The sequence below is a fragment of the Collinsella sp. AM10-26 genome (genome assembly GCF_003472525.1).
Lineage (GTDB): Bacteria > Actinomycetota > Coriobacteriia > Coriobacteriales > Coriobacteriaceae > Collinsella.
Map to the genome: position 1 here is coordinate 219,806 of NZ_QRMC01000002.1, position 22,833 is coordinate 242,638.

16 protein-coding genes are annotated in these 22,833 nt (G+C 62.4%); 3 read left to right on the forward strand and 13 right to left on the reverse strand.

The window, feature by feature from the left end; genetic code table 11:
- Positions 1–2: 2 nt before the first annotated feature.
- The 7 genes from DW123_RS02590 to DW123_RS02620 form a co-directional block, all read right to left on the reverse strand.
- A complete protein-coding gene (locus tag DW123_RS02590) occupies positions 3–644 on the reverse strand; it encodes a type II secretion system F family protein (protein WP_118273094.1) in 642 nt (213 codons plus the stop codon).
- Positions 641–1,567, reverse strand: coding sequence for a type II secretion system F family protein (locus DW123_RS02595; protein ID WP_118273095.1), 927 nt, complete (start codon positions 1,565–1,567; stop codon positions 641–643). The genes DW123_RS02590 and DW123_RS02595 overlap by 4 nt, the downstream gene beginning before the upstream one ends.
- A complete protein-coding gene (locus DW123_RS02600) occupies positions 1,540–2,868 on the reverse strand; it encodes a CpaF family protein (RefSeq protein ID WP_118273096.1) in 1,329 nt (442 codons plus the stop codon). The genes DW123_RS02595 and DW123_RS02600 overlap by 28 nt, the downstream gene beginning before the upstream one ends.
- The gene (locus DW123_RS02605; RefSeq protein ID WP_118273097.1) at positions 2,865–4,514 is read right to left on the reverse strand and encodes a hypothetical protein; all 1,650 of its coding nucleotides are present in this window, start codon (positions 4,512–4,514) and stop codon (positions 2,865–2,867) included. The genes DW123_RS02600 and DW123_RS02605 overlap by 4 nt, the downstream gene beginning before the upstream one ends.
- The gene (cpaB, locus tag DW123_RS02610; RefSeq protein WP_233502122.1) at positions 4,514–5,173 is read right to left on the reverse strand and encodes a Flp pilus assembly protein CpaB; all 660 of its coding nucleotides are present in this window, start codon (positions 5,171–5,173) and stop codon (positions 4,514–4,516) included. Before cpaB ends, DW123_RS02605 begins: the two co-directional genes overlap by 1 nt.
- 252 nt (positions 5,174–5,425) lie before the next feature.
- Entirely contained in the window at positions 5,426–6,379 is a 954-nt protein-coding gene (gene rsgA, locus DW123_RS02615; protein WP_199570180.1) for a ribosome small subunit-dependent GTPase A, read from the reverse strand.
- A gap of 471 nt (positions 6,380–6,850) precedes the next feature.
- A complete protein-coding gene (locus tag DW123_RS02620; RefSeq protein ID WP_117734719.1) occupies positions 6,851–9,532 on the reverse strand; it encodes a cation-translocating P-type ATPase in 2,682 nt (893 codons plus the stop codon).
- A gap of 440 nt (positions 9,533–9,972) precedes the next feature.
- Between DW123_RS02620 and pyk the strand changes: the two genes are divergently transcribed.
- Together pyk and DW123_RS02630 are read left to right on the forward strand one after the other, a co-directional pair.
- The gene (gene pyk / locus DW123_RS02625) at positions 9,973–11,433 is read left to right on the forward strand and encodes a pyruvate kinase (protein ID WP_118098052.1); all 1,461 of its coding nucleotides are present in this window, start codon (positions 9,973–9,975) and stop codon (positions 11,431–11,433) included.
- A 415-nt stretch (positions 11,434–11,848) separates the two neighbouring features.
- A complete protein-coding gene (locus DW123_RS02630) occupies positions 11,849–12,922 on the forward strand; it encodes a hypothetical protein (protein WP_117743144.1) in 1,074 nt (357 codons plus the stop codon).
- Here the strand turns inward: DW123_RS02630 and DW123_RS02635 are convergent.
- The 6 genes from DW123_RS02635 to pheS form a co-directional block, all read right to left on the reverse strand.
- Positions 12,919–13,767, reverse strand: coding sequence for a hypothetical protein (locus DW123_RS02635; RefSeq protein WP_118273099.1), 849 nt, complete (start codon positions 13,765–13,767; stop codon positions 12,919–12,921). The genes DW123_RS02630 and DW123_RS02635 overlap by 4 nt on opposite strands.
- Before the next feature lie 80 nt (positions 13,768–13,847).
- On the reverse strand, positions 13,848–14,615 hold the full coding sequence (locus DW123_RS02640) for an energy-coupling factor ABC transporter ATP-binding protein (RefSeq protein WP_118273100.1): 768 nt from the start codon (positions 14,613–14,615) through the stop codon (positions 13,848–13,850).
- Positions 14,616–14,659: 44 nt separating this feature from the next.
- Positions 14,660–15,496 (reverse strand): energy-coupling factor transporter transmembrane protein EcfT, encoded by an 837-nt coding sequence (locus DW123_RS02645; protein WP_118273101.1) that lies wholly within the window; start codon positions 15,494–15,496, stop codon positions 14,660–14,662.
- The gene (cbiM, locus tag DW123_RS02650) at positions 15,474–16,556 is read right to left on the reverse strand and encodes a cobalt transporter CbiM (protein ID WP_118273102.1); all 1,083 of its coding nucleotides are present in this window, start codon (positions 16,554–16,556) and stop codon (positions 15,474–15,476) included. The genes DW123_RS02645 and cbiM overlap by 23 nt, the downstream gene beginning before the upstream one ends.
- Before the next feature lie 166 nt (positions 16,557–16,722).
- On the reverse strand, positions 16,723–19,176 hold the full coding sequence (gene pheT / locus DW123_RS02655) for a phenylalanine--tRNA ligase subunit beta (RefSeq protein WP_118273103.1): 2,454 nt from the start codon (positions 19,174–19,176) through the stop codon (positions 16,723–16,725).
- A 162-nt stretch (positions 19,177–19,338) separates the two neighbouring features.
- Entirely contained in the window at positions 19,339–20,415 is a 1,077-nt protein-coding gene (gene pheS / locus DW123_RS02660) for a phenylalanine--tRNA ligase subunit alpha (RefSeq protein ID WP_040359117.1), read from the reverse strand.
- Positions 20,416–20,918: 503 nt separating this feature from the next.
- Here pheS and DW123_RS02665 point away from each other — a divergent pair.
- Positions 20,919–22,493, forward strand: a complete 1,575-nt coding sequence (locus DW123_RS02665; protein WP_118273104.1) for a carboxypeptidase M32 — start codon at positions 20,919–20,921, stop codon at positions 22,491–22,493.
- The last annotated feature ends 340 nt before the right edge of the window (positions 22,494–22,833 follow it).

The window sequence follows — 22,833 nt, forward strand, 5'->3', positions numbered from 1 at the left end:
CCCTACATCATCCCGCCTGCTCCCAGCAGCGGGCCCAATATGGACAGAAGCAACGCCGGCAAGATGAGCGTGCCGGTGGGAATCAGCAGCTTGACGGGCGCACGCTCGATCTCGCGCTCAACCGCGGCGCGATGAGCTGCACGGATCTCGCGACTTTGAGCGGCCAGCGTCTCGGCAAGTGGGGCACCCAGGGCGAGCGCCTGCCCCACCGTGATGGCAAAGGTCTCGAGCGCTCGCACGTCCAGGTCGCGCGCGGTGGCCAACAACTCGTCCTCACGCGTGCCCACGCCCACCTGCCACGCCATGCGGGCCCGCTCAAGGCGAAGAGCCAGCACTGACCGGCGGTTGGCGCAGAAAATCTCAAGCGCCGCATCAAACGAAAGACCGGCCGAAAGACCCAAGCGAACAACATCGATCATCTCGGACACTTCGCCGAGCGACACTCGCGCCGGGCCGCCCGCCCCAACCGCGCCCTTCACTCGCGCGGTCAGGGCATCGGCCACCGAGCGACCCGCAGCAGCGACCAGCACTGCCTCGCGCTTGCAGGTACCTGCGATCTTGCGTGCATCCGCCCGATCCAAACCCGTCGCGACAAATACACTCAGAGCGCACAGGCAAGCCGCAACTGCAACCAGGGCGCTCATAGCTCCACCCTCATAATGCGCCGGATAACCACCAGGGCAACGGCGTTGAGGGCAAGACCCAGCACCACAGCGCCCGCACCGGCAGGCGTCACAAGACCGCGACGAAAATCTGCCGAAAGCAGCGCCAGCACCGCGCACATGCCCGCCGGCATCGCCGCGACCATATGCGCCGACATGCGGGCCTGCGACGTCTTGACATCCAGGCGGCGCTTGAGCTCAATGCGCTCCCCCACCATGCTCGACGCCTCGGCCAGCAGGTCGGCAAGCGGGGCACCGGTTCGCTGCGACACCTTGAGCGCCAACGCGACAAGCGAAAGCCCGGGGGCGTCGATGCGGACAAGCAGGTCGTCGAGCGCATCGGTCGCCGAGATGCCGCAATCGATCGCCGCCGCCACCCGCAAAAACTCGGTATGCACCGGCTCTTGCGCATGAGCGCCCACAAAGCGCATGCCCTGGGCCAGCGAATGTCCCGAGGCAAGCGACATGGAAAGTGCGGTAAACGCCTCGGGCATGGCCTCCTCCACATCGTGTTGCTCGCGCCGGCTCTCAAAGCCATCCCGGGCGACGCCAACGGCAAACGGAGCAACAAGTCCCAAGGCAAATCCGAGGGGCGATAACGACACCATCGTTAGCAAAACGCAGCAGACACCGCTCGATAGCAGCAGAAATGCCAGGCGAGTCGCGTTATCCTCAATAGCAAGCCCAAAGCGATCTGTGGGGACCAACGATGCCCACGAACGGGCGATCTTTTTCAGCAGATCGTTTTCCACCAGCTCACGCGGCAGCTTCTCTGCCACCGTTTCGAGCGCCTGACGTGCCAGCTCCGACGGCGGTACCCGCGGCACACGAGGCTCTGTCCCACACACCGTCGCGACAGAAAGCCCTGCCAAGCCCCCTACGACGAGGGGCATAGCGATCTCCATTCGTCCACCTCCTCTTGTGTAAGCGCCCCCGACCGCAGGCCTTCTGCGATAAACGGCGGCTCGCGGTCGAGCGTCCAGGTGCGCTCGGCGGCATCGAAAGTCACGTAGCGTTCGAGCTCAACACCGCCCGACACGCCGCGGTGAACCCCCGAATATGAGGCCACAAAGCGCCTGCCATCGGCGTGGCGCTCGGACATCACGATGCCATCGAGCGCCATGGCAATCTGCTCCTCGATGAGCTCGCTCGGCAGATCGATGCCATAACGTGCAAGCAACGTCAGGCGCACCACGGTCTCCTGTTCTGAACCCGCATGAAGTGTGGTGAGCGACCCGTCGTGGCCCGTGTTCATGGCCTGCAACATGTCGCAGCACTCGGCACCGCGCACCTCGCCCACCACGATGCGGTCGGGGCGCATGCGCAGGGCATTAGTTACCAGGTCGCGGATCGTCACCGCGCCCTCACCCTCAATTGAAGCCTCGCGCGCCTCTAGGCGCACCACGTGCGGATGATGTGCAAACTTGAGCTCGGCAGAGTCCTCGATCGTCACGATGCGCTCGCCGGTGGCAATCTCGCATGACAACGCGTTGAGCAGGGTGGTCTTACCAGATCCCGTGCCTCCCGCAACCGCCAGGTCCTGTCGCAGCGACACCGCGCACGACAGCAGCTGCGCATACCAAAGCGGCAGCGATCCCAACCCCACGAGCTCGTCCAGAGAGCAGATACGGTCCGAGAACTTTCGGATGGTGAGAATCGGTCCGTCAATCGCCACAGGCGGAATCACCGCGTTGACGCGATAGCCCGTTTTGAGGCGGGCGTTGACAATGGGGCTGCGCTCGTCGATACGGCGGCCAAGTGGCGAGATGATGCGGTCGATAAGCACACGGATCTGCTCATCGTCCTCAAACGCGTGCTCGATGGGATACAAAACGCCGCCGCGTTCAAAGAAAGCCGAGCGGCAGCCGTTGATCATGATCTCGGTAACGGTGTCGTCCTCGATGAGCGGCTGCAACGGCCCCAAGCCCACCACATCATCCAAAATCTCGTCGATGATGGTCTCGCGCTCGGGCGTCGCGAGATCGGTCGGCTCCTCAACATTGAGCGCCGCCTCCACCGCGGGACGCAATTCCGAGCGGGCAAGCGCCGGGTCGATATAGGCGCTGATACGCGCCACTTCGTCGTAACCCATGCGGTCCATTACGGCGCGCTTGGTGCGTCGTTTCACCGCGCGGCGACGCCCTGCATCTACAGGCGCTGCCGTCGCTGCAGCGCCGGCAGCCTTAATCCTCGTTTGCAGGCTCATCGCTGATCACCCTCGCGCGACCAGGGAAGGCGAATACGCGGGCGTTCGGTGCGTGTTGCACGGTCGGCGACCATATCGCTCCAAGGGCCGACGGCGCACCCCAGTTCCACGAGCATCTCGCGCGTGGCCTCGCGCACACTGGTCGCAAAAGCGCTGGTCTGCCCCACTGCCTCGTCAGCGCGCCCAAACGCCATGAGCGCGGCGAGATCCTGTCCGCCATCGGCGATACGAATCTTGGAGCTCAACGCACAGGCAATCTCAAAGCGCATGGCGACGTCCTCGTCTGCCCCGCGCGCACCGAACCGGTTGAACACAGCGCTCATGCGCGTGCGCGGCACACCTACTCGACTTGCCAGTTCAATGACACGCGACGCCGATGTCGCGGACGACACCGCCGCATCGCCAACGACCAGACAACGGTCGCTCGCCGCCACCGCAGCCGCCACGGCGTCGCCCCAAAAGATCGAGGTATCGATAAAGACCACGTCGGATTCGCAACGCAGAACATCAAGCAGTAGCTCCACCGGACGTGCCATGAGCTCGGCTTGCTCGGGCGCCGCGACGGGACCCCAGAGCGTAACGCCCGGCGCCACGCGCATCGATGCGGCTACGATATCCGGCTCGGTGAGCGCGCCCGCCGCCGACGGCTCGATAAGTGCCGCTATATCGCGCGGAGCATCGACGCCTAACAAGTCGTAAAGGTTTCCAAACATCAGGTCCAGGTCGAGCACGGCGGCACGCAAGCCCAACAGCGACGATGTGTGTGCCATGGTGGCAACAATCGTCGACTTGCCGCAACCGCCCGAACCCGAAATGGCGCAGATGACCGGAGCTCGATGCGGCGGAGCGGCGGCGTCTGCCGGCGGCGTCTGAAGCGGCGGGGCGGGCGTCGGTGACAGCGTCCCCGTCTCCCCCGCCGCAACCACACGCTGCGTCCAAGCCGGCATGGCAGCTTGTTCGGTCTGCGAGGCAGGCTCGTTCTGTGCAATCTGCTCATGCTGCATCGGCGACAACTCGCCGCACCCGGCAAAGCCCTCAACTTCGTCCAGTTCATCCGCCAGATTCACGCCGTGCACGTATCCCATATCTACAGCCGGGGAGTCGCCAGCATGCTGTGCCGGCCCTCCAGCGTCATCGTATACAAGGGGGTTCCGGGGGCGCCGACCATGCTCGGCTTCCGCTTTTCCATAATCATCAACACGCGGGCCTCTTGTAGCGCGAGGCGCCCCGGGTTCCCTATCAACAAAAGCATCGGGCTCAATCGTCATGCGCCGATCGGAATCAACCGCTCCCTCGCCCGCGCGCCCGTTGCCACATATACTGTGCGCAGCGATGACCTCGGTCGCCCCCGCGCGAAACAGCCCCTTGATATCCGACGGATCGAGCGCTTCTATCAACACGACCACGCGACTCACGCGGCCTTCGGCCGTCAGGCGCGCAACAGTCTTGCGCACATCTTCGGTATCAAACAGAGACGCCGCGATGATGGCAGCCCCGCGGCGCGACGGAAACGCCCGCGCCATGGAAACCAGCCCGTCCAGGTCACCCACGCGAAGCACCTGTGCACCCGCATCACGGCCCTCGACTTCCCGCTGCAACAGCCCGTAATCGCCGCACGCGCAGCACGCAAGCCAGATCGCCTTCATCACTCGTCGCCTCCGCTCTTTCTGCCGCGCGCCGTGGCGGGAATCGTCAAGCTGACCGTTCCCTTGCCCGAGGCGCCCAGCAGTTCCTTGACGTCTTCGGGGTCAGCCGCCAGCGTCACCCATTCGATCTTGCCCTCGCGCGTGGCGCCGGAATCCTCACTGGTATCGATCACGTACGCGCCGCACAGCCGATCGGTTACGCCGTCTTTTTGCACATACACATCCACGTAGCTGCCCACGCCCGTGGCGCCGCCGACCGAGTGCTCGGCATCGACCGCCACCGAAACGGCGACCTTGCCCTTAGGCACCTCGAGCTTGTGGCTCTCGGCCTTGGTGTAGACATTACAGATCACGGCGTTTTTGGGAATACGCGAAGTCGTCACGTCGCCGCGCACCTGGCGCAGCTCGGTCGCCGCGTCACGCGGCAGCAGGCTCGTCAGCCATTCCTGGGTTATGACATTGGTCTCATCGAGGGTCTCGCCCACATCAATATCGCGCGCCGCAACGCATACCTCGACGCGATCGCCCCCGTACTTGGCCAAGGTCTCAGCCTGGACCTGTTCGGCTTGCGAGCGGATCGACGAGCCGTAAACCATGCAGAGCAGAGCAGCGAGCACGCCTGCGACCAGACTGATGGCGATGCGCTTGCTCTTGTTCACGGCCGCTCCTCTCATGGCAGTGCCGGGCGAATGCCCGTACCACCATTGTCTGGGCGGTCAGAGTGCAAAGCGGCGCAATCGCGATCTTGGTTTTCGATGTCAAACCAATCGCTGACCAAAAACTGACCAGCCCGTCAAGCTCGTGGCAAGGTTTTGGTCAGCACGTCAGCAAACTGCATGTTTCGAGGCTTTTCCGCAGCAAAAAAGCCGTCTCCCGAACAGTTGGGAGACGGCTGCCATAGGAAAAATCAATTACAAATGGACATCGGGATCGAGCATTTGAGCGCTCACGCGCATGGATAACGCCAGGTTTTGGAACGTTTCCAGACGCAGGCCGTCGATCTGCCCGGCGTCCTCGGCCTCGCGAACGGCGCAACCCGGCTCATGGGTATGTGTGCAATCGCCAAACCGGCACGCGCGCGATGCCTCGACAATCTCGGGGAAGGCGCGCGCCAGACCCCGCTCGTGACCCACGAGCGGTAGGCTGCGCAGGCCCGGGGCATCGGCGATCACGCCGGCGTCGCCCGGCAGCGCCACCATCACGCGCGCGACGGTAGTGTGACGGCCCTGATCGTCGCGTTCGCGCACACCGCCGGTCGCCAACGTATCGTGGCCCAGCAGTGCATTGAGCAGCGTCGACTTGCCGGCACCCGACTCGCCCAGAATCATGGCGCAGCTCCCAGCAGGCACGCAGGAACGGACCTCGTCCAGGCCGCGGCCCTCGGCAGAGGACGTCACGATCACGCGCACGTCCGGACCCACCAGGCGGCGCGCGCGGTCCAGATCGCGCTCGAGCTCCTCGGCATCGCAGCGGTCAGCTTTGGTGAGCACCACCACCGGTTCGGCATCGCAGTCGAGCGCCAACACCAGCGAGCGCGCCACGCGGTCGAGCAGCACCTCGCCAGCACCGAGCGCCTGCACGATTAGCACGCTATCCACGTTGGAGCAGAGCACCTGGCGCTCTCCGCGGGCACGGCCGCGCCAACGTTCAAAGCTCGTACGGCGCGGCAGTACGCACTCGATCACGCCCATGTCGTGCCCGGGAGCACGGCGAACCGCCACGCGGTCGCCCACAGCGGGCAGCAAGACCTCGTCCTCGCCACGCGACTTGGCAAACCCTACGGCATGCTCGGCACGAAACGTGTCGTCGGCAGTTGCCACCAGCGGAAATCCGCGGTCCAGGCGCACCACGGCACCGAGCTGCATCTGCTCGGGTTCCTCAGCCTGTGCGCAAAAGTCGTCAAATGCAGCCTGCTGAGCCGCATCGACCGGCAGGTCATCGAACGCCGGAACATCCTGCAACGCGTCAAGCCCCGGCACGCTTGCCAGCAACTCCTCAGCAGATGCAGGGGCTTCGGTCGCGAGCTTCCGACGACGATCGCGCTTAGCCCGCGCCCCCGTCGTCTTTTTCTTCGCCTTAGCCTTAGCCTTGCCCACAAGCGCCTCCCAGCACAAAACCACACAACTGAGCAGGTATTTTAAAACAAAAAGAGCTGGCCGGGCAAAGCCCGACCAGCTCACAAACTTTCCCTCAGCTTATGGTCCTGAGAGGTTATCCGAAGGCCCGCCCGCCGGGAGGGGTTTCCCAAGGGCACATCCCGCAGCCGCAAAGCGGCGAGGACGTGCCCGTGGAAACCCCGCAGGCGGTCGGGCCGGTGGGAAGGATGGCCTTTCGACCTACTCCTTCTCCACGGCGCGCATGATCGCCTTGTAGATCTCCATCAGCGGGATGATCAGGAAGGCCAGGCCCAGCGCGGCGATAACGCCCTTAAGCTCAAGCGTCACGGGGCCAAAGAACATCTCGGCAAGCGTCGGCTGCACGGTTACGATCACCGTCAGCACCAGCGCCAGCGCGGCCGAAGCCCACAGCCACTTGTTCTGCTTCTTCATGCTAAACAGCGACGCACGACGGCTGCGCATATTAAAGCAGTGGAAGATCTCGACCATGTTGAGCGTGATGAATGCCATCATCACGCCTTCCTCGTCGGCATTACCGGCGATCATATCGGCGATGTGGATGTAGCCCATGTCAAAGTACACGCCCACAAAGAAGCTCGCCAGCACCAGCACGGTGATGATTAGGCCCTGGACCACGCAGTCCAGACCCATATGTCCGGCAAAGACACCGTCCTTGGCGTTGCGCGGCTTGCGCTTCATGATGTCGCCCTCGGCATCCTCCATGCCCAGCGCGAGCGCGGGGAAGCAGTCGGTGACCAGGTTCACCCACAGCAGCTGCACCGGCTGGAAGATGGTAAAGCCGATGAGCGTGGCAATGAACACCGAGAAGACCTCGGCAAGGTTGGCCGAAAGCAAGAACTGGATGACCTTGCGGATGTTGTCGTAGATGCGACGGCCCTCTTCGCAGGCACCGATGATGGTGGCGAAGTTGTCGTCGGCAAGCACCATGTCGGCAACGTTCTTGGTAACGTCGGTGCCGGTGATGCCCATGCCAACGCCGATGTCGGCGCGTTTGATGGACGGGGCATCGTTGACGCCGTCGCCCGTCATGGCCACGATCTGGTCGCGCGACTTCCAAGCCTCTACGATACGGGTCTTGTGCTCGGGCTGGACGCGGGCGTACACGCCGTAGTCCTCGATATGCGCGTCGAGCTCCTCGTCGCTCATACGATCGAGGTCGGCACCGGTGATGGCATGGCTGCGATCGGTGACGATTCCCAGCTGCTTGGCAATGGCCACGGCGGTGTCGATATGGTCGCCCGTGATCATCACGGTGCGAATACCGGCATCGTGGGCCTCGCGGATGGCGTCGGCGACCTCGGGGCGGACAGGGTCAATCATGCCGGACAGGCCGCAGAAGACCAGGTCATGCTCGAGCGCAGCGGGACTGCAGTCGGCGGGAACCTCGGTGTAGGTGCGGCTCGCCAGCGCCAGCACGCGCAGGGCCTCGTCGGCCATGGCTTTGTTGGCCGCCACGAGCTCGGCACGACGCTCCTCGGTCAGGGGGACGACCTTATCGCCCTCGTAGATGTGGGTGCACAGGCCGATCACCACGTCGGGCGCGCCCTTGGTGTACTGCTCATACTCGCCGTCCAGGGTCTCTACGACCACGGACATCATCTTACGACCCGAGTCGAACGGGGCCTCGCCCACACGCGGATGCTCGGCAGTCAGGCCGGTGAGGCCCGCCTTGCCGGCGTCGTTGACAAGCGCGCACTCGGTCGGCTCGCCCACGGCCTCGCCTAAATCCTCGTCCCACTGGGCATCGGAGCACAGCGCCATACCGGCCAGGAACTTCTCCTTAGGCGCAGCAAGCTCGTGCTTGACGACGGTCATCTTGTTTTGAGTAAGGGTACCGGTCTTGTCGGAGCAGATGGTCTGCGTGCAGCCGAGGGTCTCGACGGCAGAAAGCTTGCGGATAATCGCCTGGCGCTTGGCCATCTTGGTCACGCCAAGCGACAGCACGATGGTCACAACGGCGACCAGGCCCTCGGGGATGGCAGCGACGGCGAGCGAGACGGCGACCATAAAGGTGTCGAGCAAAGCGGTCGGGTCGGTAAGGACGTTGCCCACGCCGTGGCGGAGGATATCGACGCCAAAGATGACGACGCAGATGACGATAACCATGATGGTAAGGATGCGGCTGAGCTCGGCGAGCTTCACCTGCAGCGGCGTGAGCTCTTCCTTAGCCTCGGCCAGGGCGCCGGCAATCTTGCCCATCTCGGTGTTCATACCGGTGCCGACCACGACGGCGCGGCCACGGCCGTACACAACGGTGGAACCCATGTAGCACATGTTCTTGCGGTCGCCGAGCGGCACGTCATCGGTGCCCGCAGCAAGCTCGATCACGTTGGCGTGCTTCTCGACCGGCACGGACTCGCCGGTGAGTGCGGCCTCTTCGATCTTCATCGTGGCGCTCTCGAGCACGCGGCAGTCGGCCGGGACGGAGTCGCCCGCCTCGAGCATGATCACGTCACCGGGCACGAGCTCGGCGCTCGGCAGGTGCACGAGCTTGCCGTCGCGCAGTACCTTGGACTGCGCCGCGCTCATCTCTTGCAGGGCTTCGAGGGCCTCCTCGCTCTTGGCCTCTTGGACTACGCCCAGCACCGAGTTGACGATAACGACGAACATGATGATGGCGACATCAGCAAAGTCGGGCTCGCCCTTGACCATGCCCGTGAGCGCGCTGATAACCGCGGCCGCGATCAACATGATGACCATGGGGTCGGCCATCTGCTCAAAGAAACGCTTCCAAAGCGGCGTTTTCTCGGCTTCCTCAAGCTTGTTAGGGCCTGTCTTGGCAAGACGCGACGACGCCTCGCCGTTGCTCAGGCCGAGGTTCTCATCGACACCTTGGTCGCTGAGCACCTCCGCCGCGGCGGACAGGTATTCCTTTTGCATATAGAGTCCCCTCCTGGGATTCGGGCCACTCAGCAGATTGATGCCCGATCATAATTCCCAGGAGAAGGGCAAGGGCTCATCAAGGCTGCCGTGCTGAGCGGCAGTTGATAGTGGAGCTATGGTACCCCAAAGCGACGCGTCTAGCCAAAACATTCCATCTGGAAACACGGCACAGGCGCAACGGTGCAGACAGTGTGATGCTCGAGATTGATAAAACGTTTTTTCTTCAGCGCATCGGCAAACTGAAATATCGCCCAGATAGCAGCGGTAAGACCGCTTGGTAAAATTTTTCTTTAGTCTTTTTTGACTAAAGAATGAACTTCTAAATCGGCGTACGGTCGATTTTTTGGGGTATTCGGTCGTCATTTCGTTATAATCAACTCAGTTTTATTTCTTATGGTTTATCTATCAGCGCAAGACGATGTCAGATGGAGGTCTGAATGTACAAGCGCACTAAGATTGTATGCACCATGGGTCCCGCCTGCGATAGCGACGAGACCATCCGCGAGATGATCAAGGCGGGCATGAACGTCGCCCGTTTCAACTTCTCGCACGGCTCTTACGACGAGCACCACGGTCGCATCGAGCGCGTCCGTCGTATTTCCAAGGAGCTCGGTTTGCCCGTCGGCATCCTGCTCGACACCAAGGGCCCCGAGGTCCGCACCGGCCTTCTGGTCGACGGCAAGAAGGTTGCCGTCAAGACCGGCGACAAGATCGTCGTCACCGCTCAGCCCACGTCCGAGGATTTCCACGGCACCGCTGAGCACATCTCCCTCGACTACCTGGCTCTGCCCTCTGAGGTCGAGAAGGGCTCCCTCATCCTGATCGATGACGGCCTGGTTGCCCTCGAGGTCGAGTCCGTCGACGGTCAGGACATGACCTGCGTCGTCAAGAACGACGGCCTAATCGGCGAGCGCAAGGGCGTCAACATGCCCAACGTCAACATCTCGCTGCCCGCCATCACCGAGCGCGATCGTCAGGACATTCTCTTTGGCCTGACCGAGAACATCGACTACATCGCCGCTTCCTTCATCCGTGACGCTGAGTCCGTCCGCGGCATCCGCGAGCTTTGCCGCGAGAACGGTGGCGAGCACGTGACGATCTTCCCGAAGATCGAGTGCGCCCTGGGCGTCGAGAACTTCGACGAGATCCTCGAGGCTTCCGACGGCATCATGGTCGCCCGTGGCGACCTGGGCATCGAGATCAAGCCCGAGCTCGTTCCGCATATCCAGAAGGAGATCATCGCCAAGTGCAACGCGGCCTACAAGCCCGTCATCACCGCTACGCAGATGCTCGACTCCATGCAGCAGAACCCGCGCCCGACGCGCGCCGAGGTTGCCGACGTTGCTAACGCCATCTACGACGGCACTGACGCCGTTATGCTCTCTGGCGAGTCCGCTGCCGGTAAGTACCCGGTCGAAGCCGTTAAGATGCAGGCCAGCATCGCTCTCGAGACCGAGAAGTACCTCCCGGCTCACGCTCCGCTCGAGGTTCCCGCTGACGCTCACGGCACCCGCGTTGTCAACAACGTTGTGGGTATGTCCGCTGTGAACATGGCCACCACCGTTGGCGCCAAGTGCATCACCGTGCCGACGACCACCGGTCGTACCGCTCGCCTGATCTCGCACTTCCGTCCCAACATGCCGATCTGCGCGTTCTCCCGCCACGAGTGGGCCGTCCAGCAGATGATCATGTACTGGGGCGTCATCCCGCACCAGGCAGAGATTACCCAGGGCACCGTCAACGGCACGATCGTCAAGGCGATCGAGACCGCCAAGGAGCTCGGCTACGTCGAGACCGGCGATCTGACCGTCGCCACCGCCGGCGATCCCCGCATGAGCGTCCAGCTCGAGGACAAGGTCTCCTCGACCAACGTCGCTTACGTCGCTCAGGTGCGTTAAGTCGTACTTGCAAGCATGTTTGCATTGCAAAGGGCCCGGAAGGCTTCGCCTTCCGGGCCCTTTTTCTGTGTCAATGCCGGCACACGGCAAAACACGCACCCATTTCTTTACCAAAAGCGCGAAATCCACCCTTCAGGGCCCAAAAAAAGTCCCAAGCGCTAAAAGTGTTCGCCCGGTGGCAAACCCACACCTTAACCGACGCTGCTAAATCGTTTTAGCAAGGTCAAAAATGACTATGTTTTCGGAAGTGCGGGGAAAAATCGCCAACTCCCGAGCACAATCTCTTTTATTTCAACAAAACCCCTGATAAAGTTGGCTCAAATACTCCTTGTGCTTTGCCTGCTTCTCTTTTTCCCCGCACTTCCGAAACCGATAGCCTTTCTAGCCCAAACAACGCTCAAACGATCGGATTGCTATGTCATTTCTCGCTTGCGGACCCTCGGCTTTCCAGTACTATCGCATCCCGCCCCAGATACTGGGACTCTATCCGGCAATCCTGCCGCCCGATCATGACCATCGCTTGGTGCATTACTCAAAACAGCCAGTATTTGAGGATCTACTCGACAAGCCGGTCTGGAGATTCGTGGGCGAAAAGGGTCGCCGCGCGAACGGCAAGCTTTTTCGCAGCCGCCTGCTGACCCAGGAACCACCTCCCGGGTCGTTTAGGCAAACTGAACATGGATTTGATGTCACATCGCCCGAGTTCACACTGCTCAACCTTGCTACGCAGGTCTCACGCAACCAGCTGCTCATGGCGTGTTATGAGATGTGCAGCTCATTTGCAGTATTTACGCCCTGCGAGCGTGCGCAAAAGCAACTTGATGAGGCAATATCCCTTAAGCTCATTCCACCCGACTGTGGCTGGGAGCGCGTTGTTGACACCAAGGGCAATGGCACCAATTTGTGGAAACGCGCGCCGCTCCTCAGCGCGGCGGATATCGCCGCGTTCGCCAAGCAGGCCGCAGGCCTGCGCGGCGTCAAGCAACTCCGTTGGGCCGCCAAACGCATGACAGGACAGACTGCCTCACCCTTCGAGGTCCAGACATCCATGCTCATCTCACTCCCCCGCGACGAAGGCGGCCTGGGCATAGACATCACCAATAACGCGCGCATCCCGCTCAGCGAAGCCGCACGTTCGCTGTATGACAAAACCTGCTGTTACGCCGACATCCTCATCGAAAGTTTCACCGACAGCATGGGTGTCATTCTGGAATGCCAAGGCCGCTCCGCTCATGACAGCGAAGCCGCGAGCCTCTCCGATGCCGAGCGCGCCACCGCACTCACAAGCATGGGCTACGACGTCATCCAACTTACCTATGACCAGATTAAGGATAAGAAGAGCTTCGACCACATAGCCGAGCTCATCCATAAAAAGGCTGGGCTTCCCTACACCCCAAAGACCAAACAGGAGTGCGACGCCGAAGATGCCCTGCGGCAAAAGCTATTTGTCGATTGGGACGAGCTGTTCACTACCGGGCCGGCCAGCTAGCAGCTAGCAATCAGGGGCAGTGCGGGTGTGCCGGGAGCGGCTACGCGCTCGGCAAAGCCTGCCTCGGTTAGCTCGATGACATCGGTAAACGTTGCATCGAAAAATTCCTCGGTTAGCAGGCGATACGGCGGATGATCGGGCTCACCGGGGTTTTCGCGTACAATCTCGTGCATGACGCCGATAGTCTTGAGCACATATTCGTTATGGATGGGATACTGCCCAAAACGCGTCGCCGCGGTATACAGGCGATTGGTCGCACGCGGAATCGAAACAATGCCCAGCGTCTTGCCAAACCAGTCAAAGTCGCCTTGCTTTTTAATGCGGAACTCCTCACACGGCTTGCCGCCGTGCGCCTCCAGATACTGGTTCACACGCGTGTTCCATACCGTGTCGGCCACCAGATGCGACCAGACGCCCAGCGTTAAATCGAGCAGCGACTGCGCCACATCTTCGGACGCAAGCGAGAACTCACTAGCGCCGGGACCGGCAACCGGCTCGGCATACTTGTAGCGCTGGGGATAGTGCACGCGGTTCAGTCGCTCGCGTTCCTCGATAATCGAGGTCGCCGCGGCCGGCGCACCGGTGGGCGAACTTTTAAGCAACGGTGCCACATAGGTATCCCAGAACTCATGCTCACGAGGCTTAGGGATGGGCTCAGGCTTGGCAAAGTGCGTAATGCGGTACGGGATGGGATCGGCGATGCCAGGGACCATATAGCCCACGAAGATATCCGGAACCACGCAGCCAAACAAAAAGGCATTGCGGTCGCGCACACTATCGGCAAGCACACTGGTGCGATCCAGCAAACGCTCCGTCTGAGCGATATGAATGTTCCAGCTTGGCATAGCCACCCCCATAAAAAACCTGGATAACTATACCATCACGGCAAAGCCGCGCAGGCGGCTACGCACGCTTTACGCAGCAACTAGTCCGTAGCACCGCTTTCGGTTCCATACGACGGCGAAGGCGCCTCGACCACATGGTGATATCGATCGATATAGATGGCGCGGGCACCCAGGCGTCGCACCAGATCCTGGTGATGCGTACTCATCAAGACCGTCTTACCCGCCGCGACGTAGGCCAGCAAGAAGTTGACCACGATGTCGCATGAATCTTCGTCGAGTCCATTGGTAGGTTCATCAAGGATCAAGATATCCGGGTTCATCGACACCACCGCAGCCAGTGCAACGCGCTTCTTTTGCCCGCCCGAGAGCTGATAGGGAGAGGCGTCGGCAAGGTCGGCAACCTGGAACAGCCCCATGGCATCGCGCACGCGGCGCTCGAGCTCGTCTGCCGGCAGCCCCATCTGGGCGGGGCCAAACGCGACCTCCTCGCCAACCGTGGCGCAAAAGAGCTGCGCATCGGCATTCTGGAACACAAAGCCCACGCGCTGATGGAACCGCTGGGCCGTCGCGGAATCCTTGAGATATGCCGCATCGACCGCATGCCCGTCGAACAGGTACGCACCCGCGTCCGCGAGTTCAAGACCGTTAATAAGGCGCATGATCGTCGTCTTGCCGCAGCCATTCGGACCAAGCAGGGCAACGAGCTCGCCACGATCGACCTGCAGCGACACACCATCGACAACCGTATGCCCCGCATAGGAAAACACCACGTCGCGTAGCTCGATGAGCGGCGCGACCTCGGCGCCCGCACCGTTCGTGCCCGCCGCATTATTCATATCGATCGTCAAAACGCCGCCCTTCCCTACTCACATCGACAGTTCGACCGTCCGCGCTACAACACCGCGCACAACACGACGAGCAACGCCACAACGGCCGCGTAAACGGCATCGCGCCAGCCAAACCCGGCGCGCGCGGGCGCCGGATACGCACCGGCAAAGCCGCGACAAAGCATAGCCTCGTCCATCGCGCGGCTGCATTCCATCGCCTTGATAAACGTCATGCCCATGATACCCGCCAGCGAGTCGGTGCGCGAAAAACCCGCAGGCGCGGATCCGACGCTGCGCAGCATGACCGATTCGCACAGATCGTGCGCCGTGCGTCCCAGCACCTCGATATGCTTGAGCGCCATATCAAACGTAAAGATAACTTCGTCGGGCAGATGCAGCATTTTGAGCGCCGCCGACATGCGGCTCCAGGTAAGCGTCCACGAAACGCCCAGTACCAGCGACACATTAATGAAGGTCTTGAGCGCGATCTTGAGCATGGCGCCCGTGGCAGAAGCGCCCAGCAGCAGAGCAGGCAGCGCCAGAACCACTGCGAGTCCCGCGGCGCCGAGCGCCGGCACAAAGGTCGCGCGCAGCCCGCGTACAGGGCGCACGGCAACGAGCACCAGCGCGATAGCCGCCATCAACATGAGATACAGCGGGCTTTGCGTCAGACACACGCACAGGACGCAAACGAACATCCCCACCAGGCGCACCGGAGCCGAAACGCAAGAAAGGGCGCGGTCGACCATCGACCCGCCCTCGTGCGCGCCTCCACCCAGGCGAACCCGCTCAAGCAGGCTCGCCAGGTGCAGGACATTCTTTTGCATCACACGATGCCGAGCCCCCACGGGCTCATATCGCTCCTCGGCCGCAAGCCAGCTAGGCAGCTCGGCTGTTGCCATGAGCACCGCTTTCCTTGACCGTCAGCGAGACCAGGCGGAATGCGATGGTCAGCACCGCCACGCCAATCACGCCCGAGAGGATATACATGGCAGCCTGGCCGGCAAAGCCAAGGCCCTGCTCCTCGGAATAGACCTGCAGGTAGTCGCCCGTGGGCAGCGCATCGGCAAAGGTCGGAGCATCGAGGCCGACCGAAGCCTGCAGACTGTCGTCACCAGCCTCCTGAACGGCGGTCGCGGCGCCCTCAGCGTCCCACTCGCCCCAGGCGTCACCCGTGGCCAGCAAGCCCAGCGGCGTGGCCACGATAAGCACGGCGACCAGGATAAGCGTGGGGATTAGGGAAGTCTTCTTGGCGGTACCATCGGCAGCAAGCTGGCCATCGACGGCCTCGGGCCCGACGATAACGCTCGGCGCCGTCTTCTTAATGAAACCGTAGATGGCGGCCGTCGCCACGCCCTCGATCACGCCGGCAACCAGCATATGCGGAATCAACATGGCCGGAATAGCCACGGACAGTGGGAAGGGGCAGTACAGCGGCGCGCCCGAAACGTTGGTAAAGAGCATCGGCTGAATACCAAACTCGATTGCCGCGCACAGGGCCGCCAGGCACAGGCCGACCCAACCGCTCACGACGGCAGAAACCGAGGTGCCCCAGCTCTTGTCGTGCAGACGACTGTTGAGCGCACCGAACACGATAGCAGCGACAAACGGCAGCACAAAGGCCATGTTAAAGCAGTTGGCGCCAAACGACAGAACGCCGCCGTCGCCAAACAGCAGCGCCTGCAGCGCCAGCGCGACCGAAACCGCGATGGCGGCGGCCTCCGGACCCAGCAGCAGCGCGATGAGCGCACCGCCGACGGCGTGACCCGTGGTGCCGCCGGGCAGCGGCACGTTGAACATCATGAGCAAGAAGGAGAACGCGGCGCAGATGCCCAGAAAAGCCATATGCTCGCGATCGAGCGTGGCGCGCACCTTCTTGATGCAGTGGACCCAAACGGGCACCATCGCCACCGCCATGACGACATCGGTCTGCGGGGACAGATAATTATCTGGAATGTGCATAGCGCCTCCCGGTTGTCGGCACGCGATCGCAGTGCCGTTTGAATCACCTTGCCAGTGTTACGTATTGCTAGGTTCGTAACACGCCGCCGGCTATCATAGCAAACGGCGCACTGCCAACAAAGCAGTGCGCCGTTTTGCAATACATTCGTCACAGACGCAAGCGATCCTATCCGCGAACCTCGCCGTTTACGCCCTTGCACACCTTGGTGACGATCTTCTGGTGCGCCTTCTCGACCTCTTCGCTGGTGAGCGTGTGGTCGTCGGAGCGATACGTAAGCGCAAAGGCCATGGACTTTTTGCCCTTGCCGATGCGAACCGGATCGCGGTAGACGTCGAACAGGCGCACGCCCTCGAGCAGCTTACCGCCGGCACTGGTAATGCGGCGCTCAAGATCCTCGCAGGTCACAGCGTTGTCGACCACAATTGCCAGGTCGTGCTCAACAGCCGGGTACTGCGAGAACTCGCGGTAGTTCTCCTGGTTGCGGGCACCCTTGATCAGCTTGTCCAGGTCGAGCTCAAAGGCAACGACGACCTCATCTATGCCGCAGGCCTCGCGCGCCTCGGGGTGGATCTCGCCGACCCAGCCCAGCACGGTACCGCCAGACAGAACCTCGGCGGCACGGCCCGGCTGCAAGAAGGCGTAGCCCTCGCCCACGGCGGGACGGAAGCGAACCTTCTCGATGCGCAGCTGGGCGAGCAGCTCCTCGACAATGCCCTTACCAAAGAAGAAGCGCAGCTTGCGGTACTTCATGTTCCAGGACTGCTCGCTCCACTGGCCCGAGAGCACACCCGCCACGGACGTGGTCTCCTTGGGCAGGCTGGCGTTCTCGCGACCGTGGAACAGGCTGCCGACCTCGTACAGGTGCACGTTGGGCGTGCCGTGGGCCTCGTTATAGGCCACGGATTGCAGCAGGCCCGGCAGCAGCGAACGACGCATCTCGGTCTGCTCGGCTACCAGCGGATTCATGAGCACCACGGGGCAACCGCGGCCCTCGGTGGACATACCGATCTTCTCCAGGTCGCCCGGGGCGGCAAAGCCAAAGGTCGTGGTCTCGTTGAGGCCGCAGGCGCGCAGGATCTCGCCGACCTTGCGGGTGAGCTTCTGCTCGCGAGTCAGGCCACCGATGTGGTTCTTGGCAGCCGGGATGGTCGCCGTCACACGGCCCATGCCCCACAGGCGCAGGACCTCCTCGATCAGGTCGATCTCGCGCGGCAGGTCGGGACGGAAGCTCGGCGGAGTGACCATGAAGTCCTCGCCGTCGCGCTCAACGGTGCAGCCCAAGCGGGTGAGCGAACGCTCGATAAAGTCGGGCTCGATGTCGGCGCCGCAGATGGCATGCACGCGGGCCAGGCGCAGCTTGATGCTGTCGATGGTCTTGGGCGCGGGGAAAACGTCAACGTAGCCGGGAGCGACCTCGCCGCCGGCGATCTCCTCGATGAGCGCGCAGGTAACGTTGGCGACATCCACGCAGCCGGTCTCGTCGACCTGGCGCTCAAAGCGGATGGAGGCGTCGGAGATCAGCGACAGGTCGCGGCTGGTGTGCGAGGTACGACCGGCGTTGAAGCAGGCGCTCTCGACCATCACGTCGACGGTGTCGTCCTCGATCTCGGAATCCATGCCGCCCATAACGCCGGCCAGCGCCACGGGACGCTCGCCGTCGGTGATGAGGCCCATGCCGGCGTCGAGCGTGCGCTCCTCGCCGTCGAGGGTCGTGAACTTCTCGTCCTGCTGGGCGGCGCGAACCACCACGCGGCGATGGCCCTCGCGCTCGGCAAAGGTTGACAGGTCAAAGGCGTGCAGCGGCTGACCGGTGAGCATCATCACGTAGTTGGTGATGTCGACGATGTTGTTGTGCGGACGCACGCCCAGGGCGTTGAGGCGCTTGACCATCCAGTCGGGCGACGGGCCGACCTTCACGTTGCGCACGATGCGGGCGACATAGCGGTCGCACAGGCCCTCGTCGGCAATCTCGACCGAAAGCTCGTCGTCGGTCGCGCGGCCGGTCTCGGCCTTGATGGCGGGCAGCTCAACGTGAAAATCGCGGTCGAAGATGGCGCCGGTCTCGCGGGCCATGCCGATCATGGACAGGCAGTCGGGGCGGTTGGGCGTGATCTCGCAGTCGAGCACGGTGTCGCTCGAGCCCACATACTCGGCAAACGGCATGCCACAGGGCGTATCCTCGGGCAGAATCATGATGCCGGAGTGGTCGCCGCCCAAGCCGAGCTCGCGCGCGGAGCAGTTCATGCCCATGGACACGACGCCGCGAAGCTTGCTCTTCTTGATCTTGACGTCGCCGGGCAGAACTGCGCCGATCATTGCCGTGACGATGTGGTCGCCGGCCTCGAAGTTCTGCGCGCCGCAGACAATCTGCAGCGGGGCGGGGTTGTCGTCGGCGTCGAGGTTCTTGTCACCCACGTCGACCGAGCACACATACATATGGTCGCTATCGGGGTGCGGGGTCTTGGTGAGCACCTTGGCGGTCACCACGTGGTCGAAGGACTCGCCCACGGTGTCAATCGCCTCAACCTCGGTGCCGGTGCGGATATACTCGTCCGAAAGGGTCTTAGGATCTTCCGGAATATCGATCATGGTCTTGAGCCAGTCGTAAGAAACGCGCATGTAGCTCTCCTAGTTCTTAATCTCCGCATAGGGAGGAATATCAAATGAAGACGTTCGCCTTAGGGTTGTCCAGGTGCCCCAGGTTGGCGTGAAAGAGGAGCGACGCGTACTAAAGGTACGCGAGCGACGGTTTGAACGCCAAGATGGGGTGCCTGGGCAAGCCTAAAATTGGTTCAGGAAACGCATATCGCCTGTCATGAGCGTTCTGAGGTCGGGCAGGTCGTAGCGCAGGGCCGCGACGCGCTCGGCGCCAATGCCAAAGGCGAAGCCGGTGTACTTCTCGGGGTCGATGCCGCAGTTGATGAGAACGTTGGGGTCGACCATGCCGCAGCCCAAGATCTCGATCCAGCCGCTGTGCTTGCAGAAGTTGCAGCCCTTGCCACCGCACACGTGGCAGCTCACGTCCACCTCGCAGCTGGGCTCGGTGAAGGGGAAGAAGTGCGGGCGGTAACGCGTCTTGCGGTCCTCGCCAAACATGCACTTAACAAAGTAGTCGAGCGTGCCCTTAAGATCGCCAAAGGTGATGCCCTCGTCGACGACCAGGCCCTCGATCTGGTTGAACTGCGGCAGGTGGCAGGCGTCGGCCGTATCGGGACGATAGACGGTGCCCGGACAGATCATGTAGATGGGCGGCTTTTGCGACTCCATGGTGTGGATCTGCACGCCCGAGGTCTGGGTGCGCAGCAGCACGTCGGACTCGCCATGGGCGTGAGCCTCGGGGTGCGCGACGCTGCCGGGGTTGTTGTCGACCACGTAGAAGGTATCGCGGGCCGAGCGGCTCGGGTGATCCATGGGCGCGTTGAGCGCGGTGAAGTTGTAGTAGGAGGTATCGACCATGGGGCCGGACTCGACGGTGTAGCCGATGCCACAGAAGATGTCCTCGGCCTCCTCGATAATCTGCTTGATCAGGTGCTGGTGACCGATCTGCGGACGGATGCCCGGCAGCGTAATGTCGACGGCCTCGTGCTCGAGTGCGTGCTTGAGGGCGGCGGCCTTCATCTCGGTGGTGCGCTCGTCGAGCATGCCCTCGATCAGCTGGCGCATCTCGTTGGCGCGCTTGCCCATGACGGGACGATCCTCGGGAGCGAGCTTGCCCATCATACGCATCAGGCCGGTGATGCGGCCCTTGCGGCCGAGCAGCTCAACGCGCGCAGCCTCGAGCTTTGCGGCGTCGTCGGCGCCTGCGACGAGCTCCTTGGCCTCTTCCTCGAGTTTGACCAGATCATCAATCAGACTCATGTCTTCCCTTTCGTCTCTCGCGTATCCGCGCTCCGGGACGGCTGACGCCGCCCGATGCTGCGGATGCGCGGCCCGGTTCGGTAACAAAAAACCGCCCTCGGGCATGTGCATTGCCCAAGGACGGTTAAATTCCGCGGTACCACCTTGTTTGACCCGGCGGATGTCTGGCCCGCCGCGCCCACTCTGCGCCTCTTGTCGCGAGGCTCACGGCTTCCCTACTGGGGCTTTGCTGCCACTGGCCGCGCGCCCGTTGAGGTCGCTGCTCGGGAGTGAACGCTTGGCCCTTGCCACCGCAGGAAGGCTTGCAGCCCATGACCTTCCCTCTCTTGCCGGCGACACGGCGGGCAAAACCCTCTCCGTCAACGCATTGGGCTATAGGATAACACATTTCGCGAGCGCATCGCCGCGTTCCGTTTTGTTCGCGCTGGGTACAAAGCAGGTAGCTGTGCAAACTGGCCGTGCACCCGCCTGCGGCGCTCGGCCTGCGAGATTAAGGATACGATATGGGAAAGAAACTCGATAAGAAGGCCAAGCCCGCAGCGGGCAAGACGCCTAAAGGCATGAAGGTCGATAAGGCCGTCAAAAAGTTCCGCAAACTCGAAGGCAAGCTGTGGACTCGCGAGTACCTGCTCAAGATTGCCGAGTTCGATGGAGCGACGATTGCTCCCGCCAACGGCGCTGCCGCCCGTGCCGACGCCATGGGTACGCTTGCCGGCGAGCATCACAAGCTGCTGACCAGCGAGAAATCCGTTGAGCTCGTACGCTCGTTAGCGCGCGAGACGGTTGCAGGCGGACATGTAGACGACCCGCAGCTGCTCGACGAGATCCGCGTGCTCGGCCGCGACCAGCGCGAAGCGAGCGTTGTCCCTACCGAGGAGGCCGAGGCCTGGACCAGGCTCACCTGCGAGGCCGACGCCGTGTGGCACAAGGCCAAGACGGCCAATGACTGGACGAGCTTTGAGCCCTATGTGGACAAGATCGTGGGCCAGCTCAAGCATCAGGCCGAGCTTATGGACCCCAAGCGCGACCCATACGACGTTTGGCTCGACCAGTACGAGCGCGGCCTTTCCGCCAAGAGCTTCGATGCGTTTTGTGACGAGGTCAAGGCCACGGTCGTGCCGCTCGTGCACGCCATCGGCGAGCGCGGCCAGCAGCCGGCCGCCGACTTTTTGCACGCCCACGTGCCCGAGGCTGCCCAGCGTGCCATGAGCTTCGACCTGATGAAGCTTGTCGGCCTGAACCTGGACGACACCACGCTTGCCTTTACCGAGCACCCGTTTAGCGAGGGTTTTGCCGTGGGTGACGCGCGCATCGCGACGCACATCTACGAGGACGATTGTATCTCCAATGTCTACAGCATCATCCACGAGGCGGGACACGCCATGTACGAGCTGGGCGTGAACCCCGCCTATGCGCGCACGTGCCTGGAGGGCGGCACCTCCATGGGCATCCACGAGAGCCAAAGCCGATTCTTCGAGAACACCGTGGGCCGCAGCCGCGCCTTTATGGGGCCGCTGCTCGAGGTACTGCGCCGCCACGCGCCCGAGGTCTATGGCAGCGTGGACGAAGACACGCTCTACCGCGCCGTGAACATCGCGCAGCCGTCGCTGGTCCGCACCGAGGCCGACGAGCTCACCTATCCGCTGCATATTATGGTGCGCTACGAGATCGAGCGCATGCTGTTTGCCGGCGAGGCCACGGCCAAGGACATCCCCGCGCTTTGGAACCGCTTCATGGATGAGTACTTGGGCATTCCCGTTCCCGACGACACGCGCGGCTGCCTACAGGATACGCACTGGAGCGGCGGCTCGTTTGGCTACTTCCCCACCTATGCGCTGGGCAGCGCCTACGACGCCATGTTTGTGCCGGCCATGTGCCGCGACGGCGTCGACCTTACCGGTACCTGCGCGAGCGGCGATCTGGCGCCCGTCCGTGCCTGGCTGGGCGAGCACATTTGGCAGTGGGGCCGCGCCAAGGACGCGCCGGAGCTCATCAAGGGCGCCTGTGGCATGGACTTTGACGCCCGTTACTACTGCAGCTACCTCCAAGACAAGTTCACCACGCTGTACCAGCTGTAAGGCATAACCGACACGCCAACGCAAAGGGGAGTGCCGCGGAATCAATTCGCAGCGCCCCCTTTCACTTAGTCATTGGGGCCGCTCTTTAATGACTAGTCGTTTGGGACACTCTTCGCCAGCCAACAACCCGGCACTTGGGGACCCGGCACTTGGGGACGTTCCTAAACTGCCGGCAGATAAGGAACGTCCCTAAGTGCCGGCAGAAAGGGAACGTCCCCAAGTGCTGGGTGACTGCTCCGGAGAGGCTGTGGTCAAAAAAGGCAAAAATGAGTACTGTTGTCAAGTTGATAGCATTTATTTCGGGCTAAAACAGGGTCGCGGATGAGATTTAATCTCATCC

Bases quoted from the DNA above. Each gene is read 5' to 3' on its own strand.
- pheT (WP_118273103.1), bottom strand. From the start codon at position 19,176: ATGCGCGTTTCTTACGACTGGCTCAAGACCATGATCGATATTCCGGAA.
- DW123_RS02595 (WP_118273095.1), bottom strand. From the start codon at position 1,567: ATGGAGATCGCTATGCCCCTCGTCGTAGGGGGCTTGGCAGGGCTTTCT.
- DW123_RS02635 (WP_118273099.1), bottom strand. From the start codon at position 13,767: ATGCCAAGCTGGAACATTCATATCGCTCAGACGGAGCGTTTGCTGGAT.
- pyk (WP_118098052.1), top strand. From the start codon at position 9,973: ATGTACAAGCGCACTAAGATTGTATGCACCATGGGTCCCGCCTGCGAT.
- DW123_RS02645 (WP_118273101.1), bottom strand. From the start codon at position 15,496: ATGGCAACAGCCGAGCTGCCTAGCTGGCTTGCGGCCGAGGAGCGATAT.
- DW123_RS02665 (WP_118273104.1), top strand. From the start codon at position 20,919: ATGGGAAAGAAACTCGATAAGAAGGCCAAGCCCGCAGCGGGCAAGACG.
- DW123_RS02590 (WP_118273094.1), bottom strand. From the start codon at position 644: ATGAGCGCCCTGGTTGCAGTTGCGGCTTGCCTGTGCGCTCTGAGTGTA.
- DW123_RS02630 (WP_117743144.1), top strand. From the start codon at position 11,849: ATGTCATTTCTCGCTTGCGGACCCTCGGCTTTCCAGTACTATCGCATC.
- pheS (WP_040359117.1), bottom strand. From the start codon at position 20,415: ATGAGTCTGATTGATGATCTGGTCAAACTCGAGGAAGAGGCCAAGGAG.
- DW123_RS02600 (WP_118273096.1), bottom strand. From the start codon at position 2,868: ATGAGCCTGCAAACGAGGATTAAGGCTGCCGGCGCTGCAGCGACGGCA.
- cbiM (WP_118273102.1), bottom strand. From the start codon at position 16,556: ATGCACATTCCAGATAATTATCTGTCCCCGCAGACCGATGTCGTCATG.
- DW123_RS02620 (WP_117734719.1), bottom strand. From the start codon at position 9,532: ATGCAAAAGGAATACCTGTCCGCCGCGGCGGAGGTGCTCAGCGACCAA.
- rsgA (WP_199570180.1), bottom strand. From the start codon at position 6,379: ATGCAGCTCGGTGCCGTGGTGCGCCTGGACCGCGGATTTCCGCTGGTG.
- DW123_RS02605 (WP_118273097.1), bottom strand. From the start codon at position 4,514: ATGAAGGCGATCTGGCTTGCGTGCTGCGCGTGCGGCGATTACGGGCTG.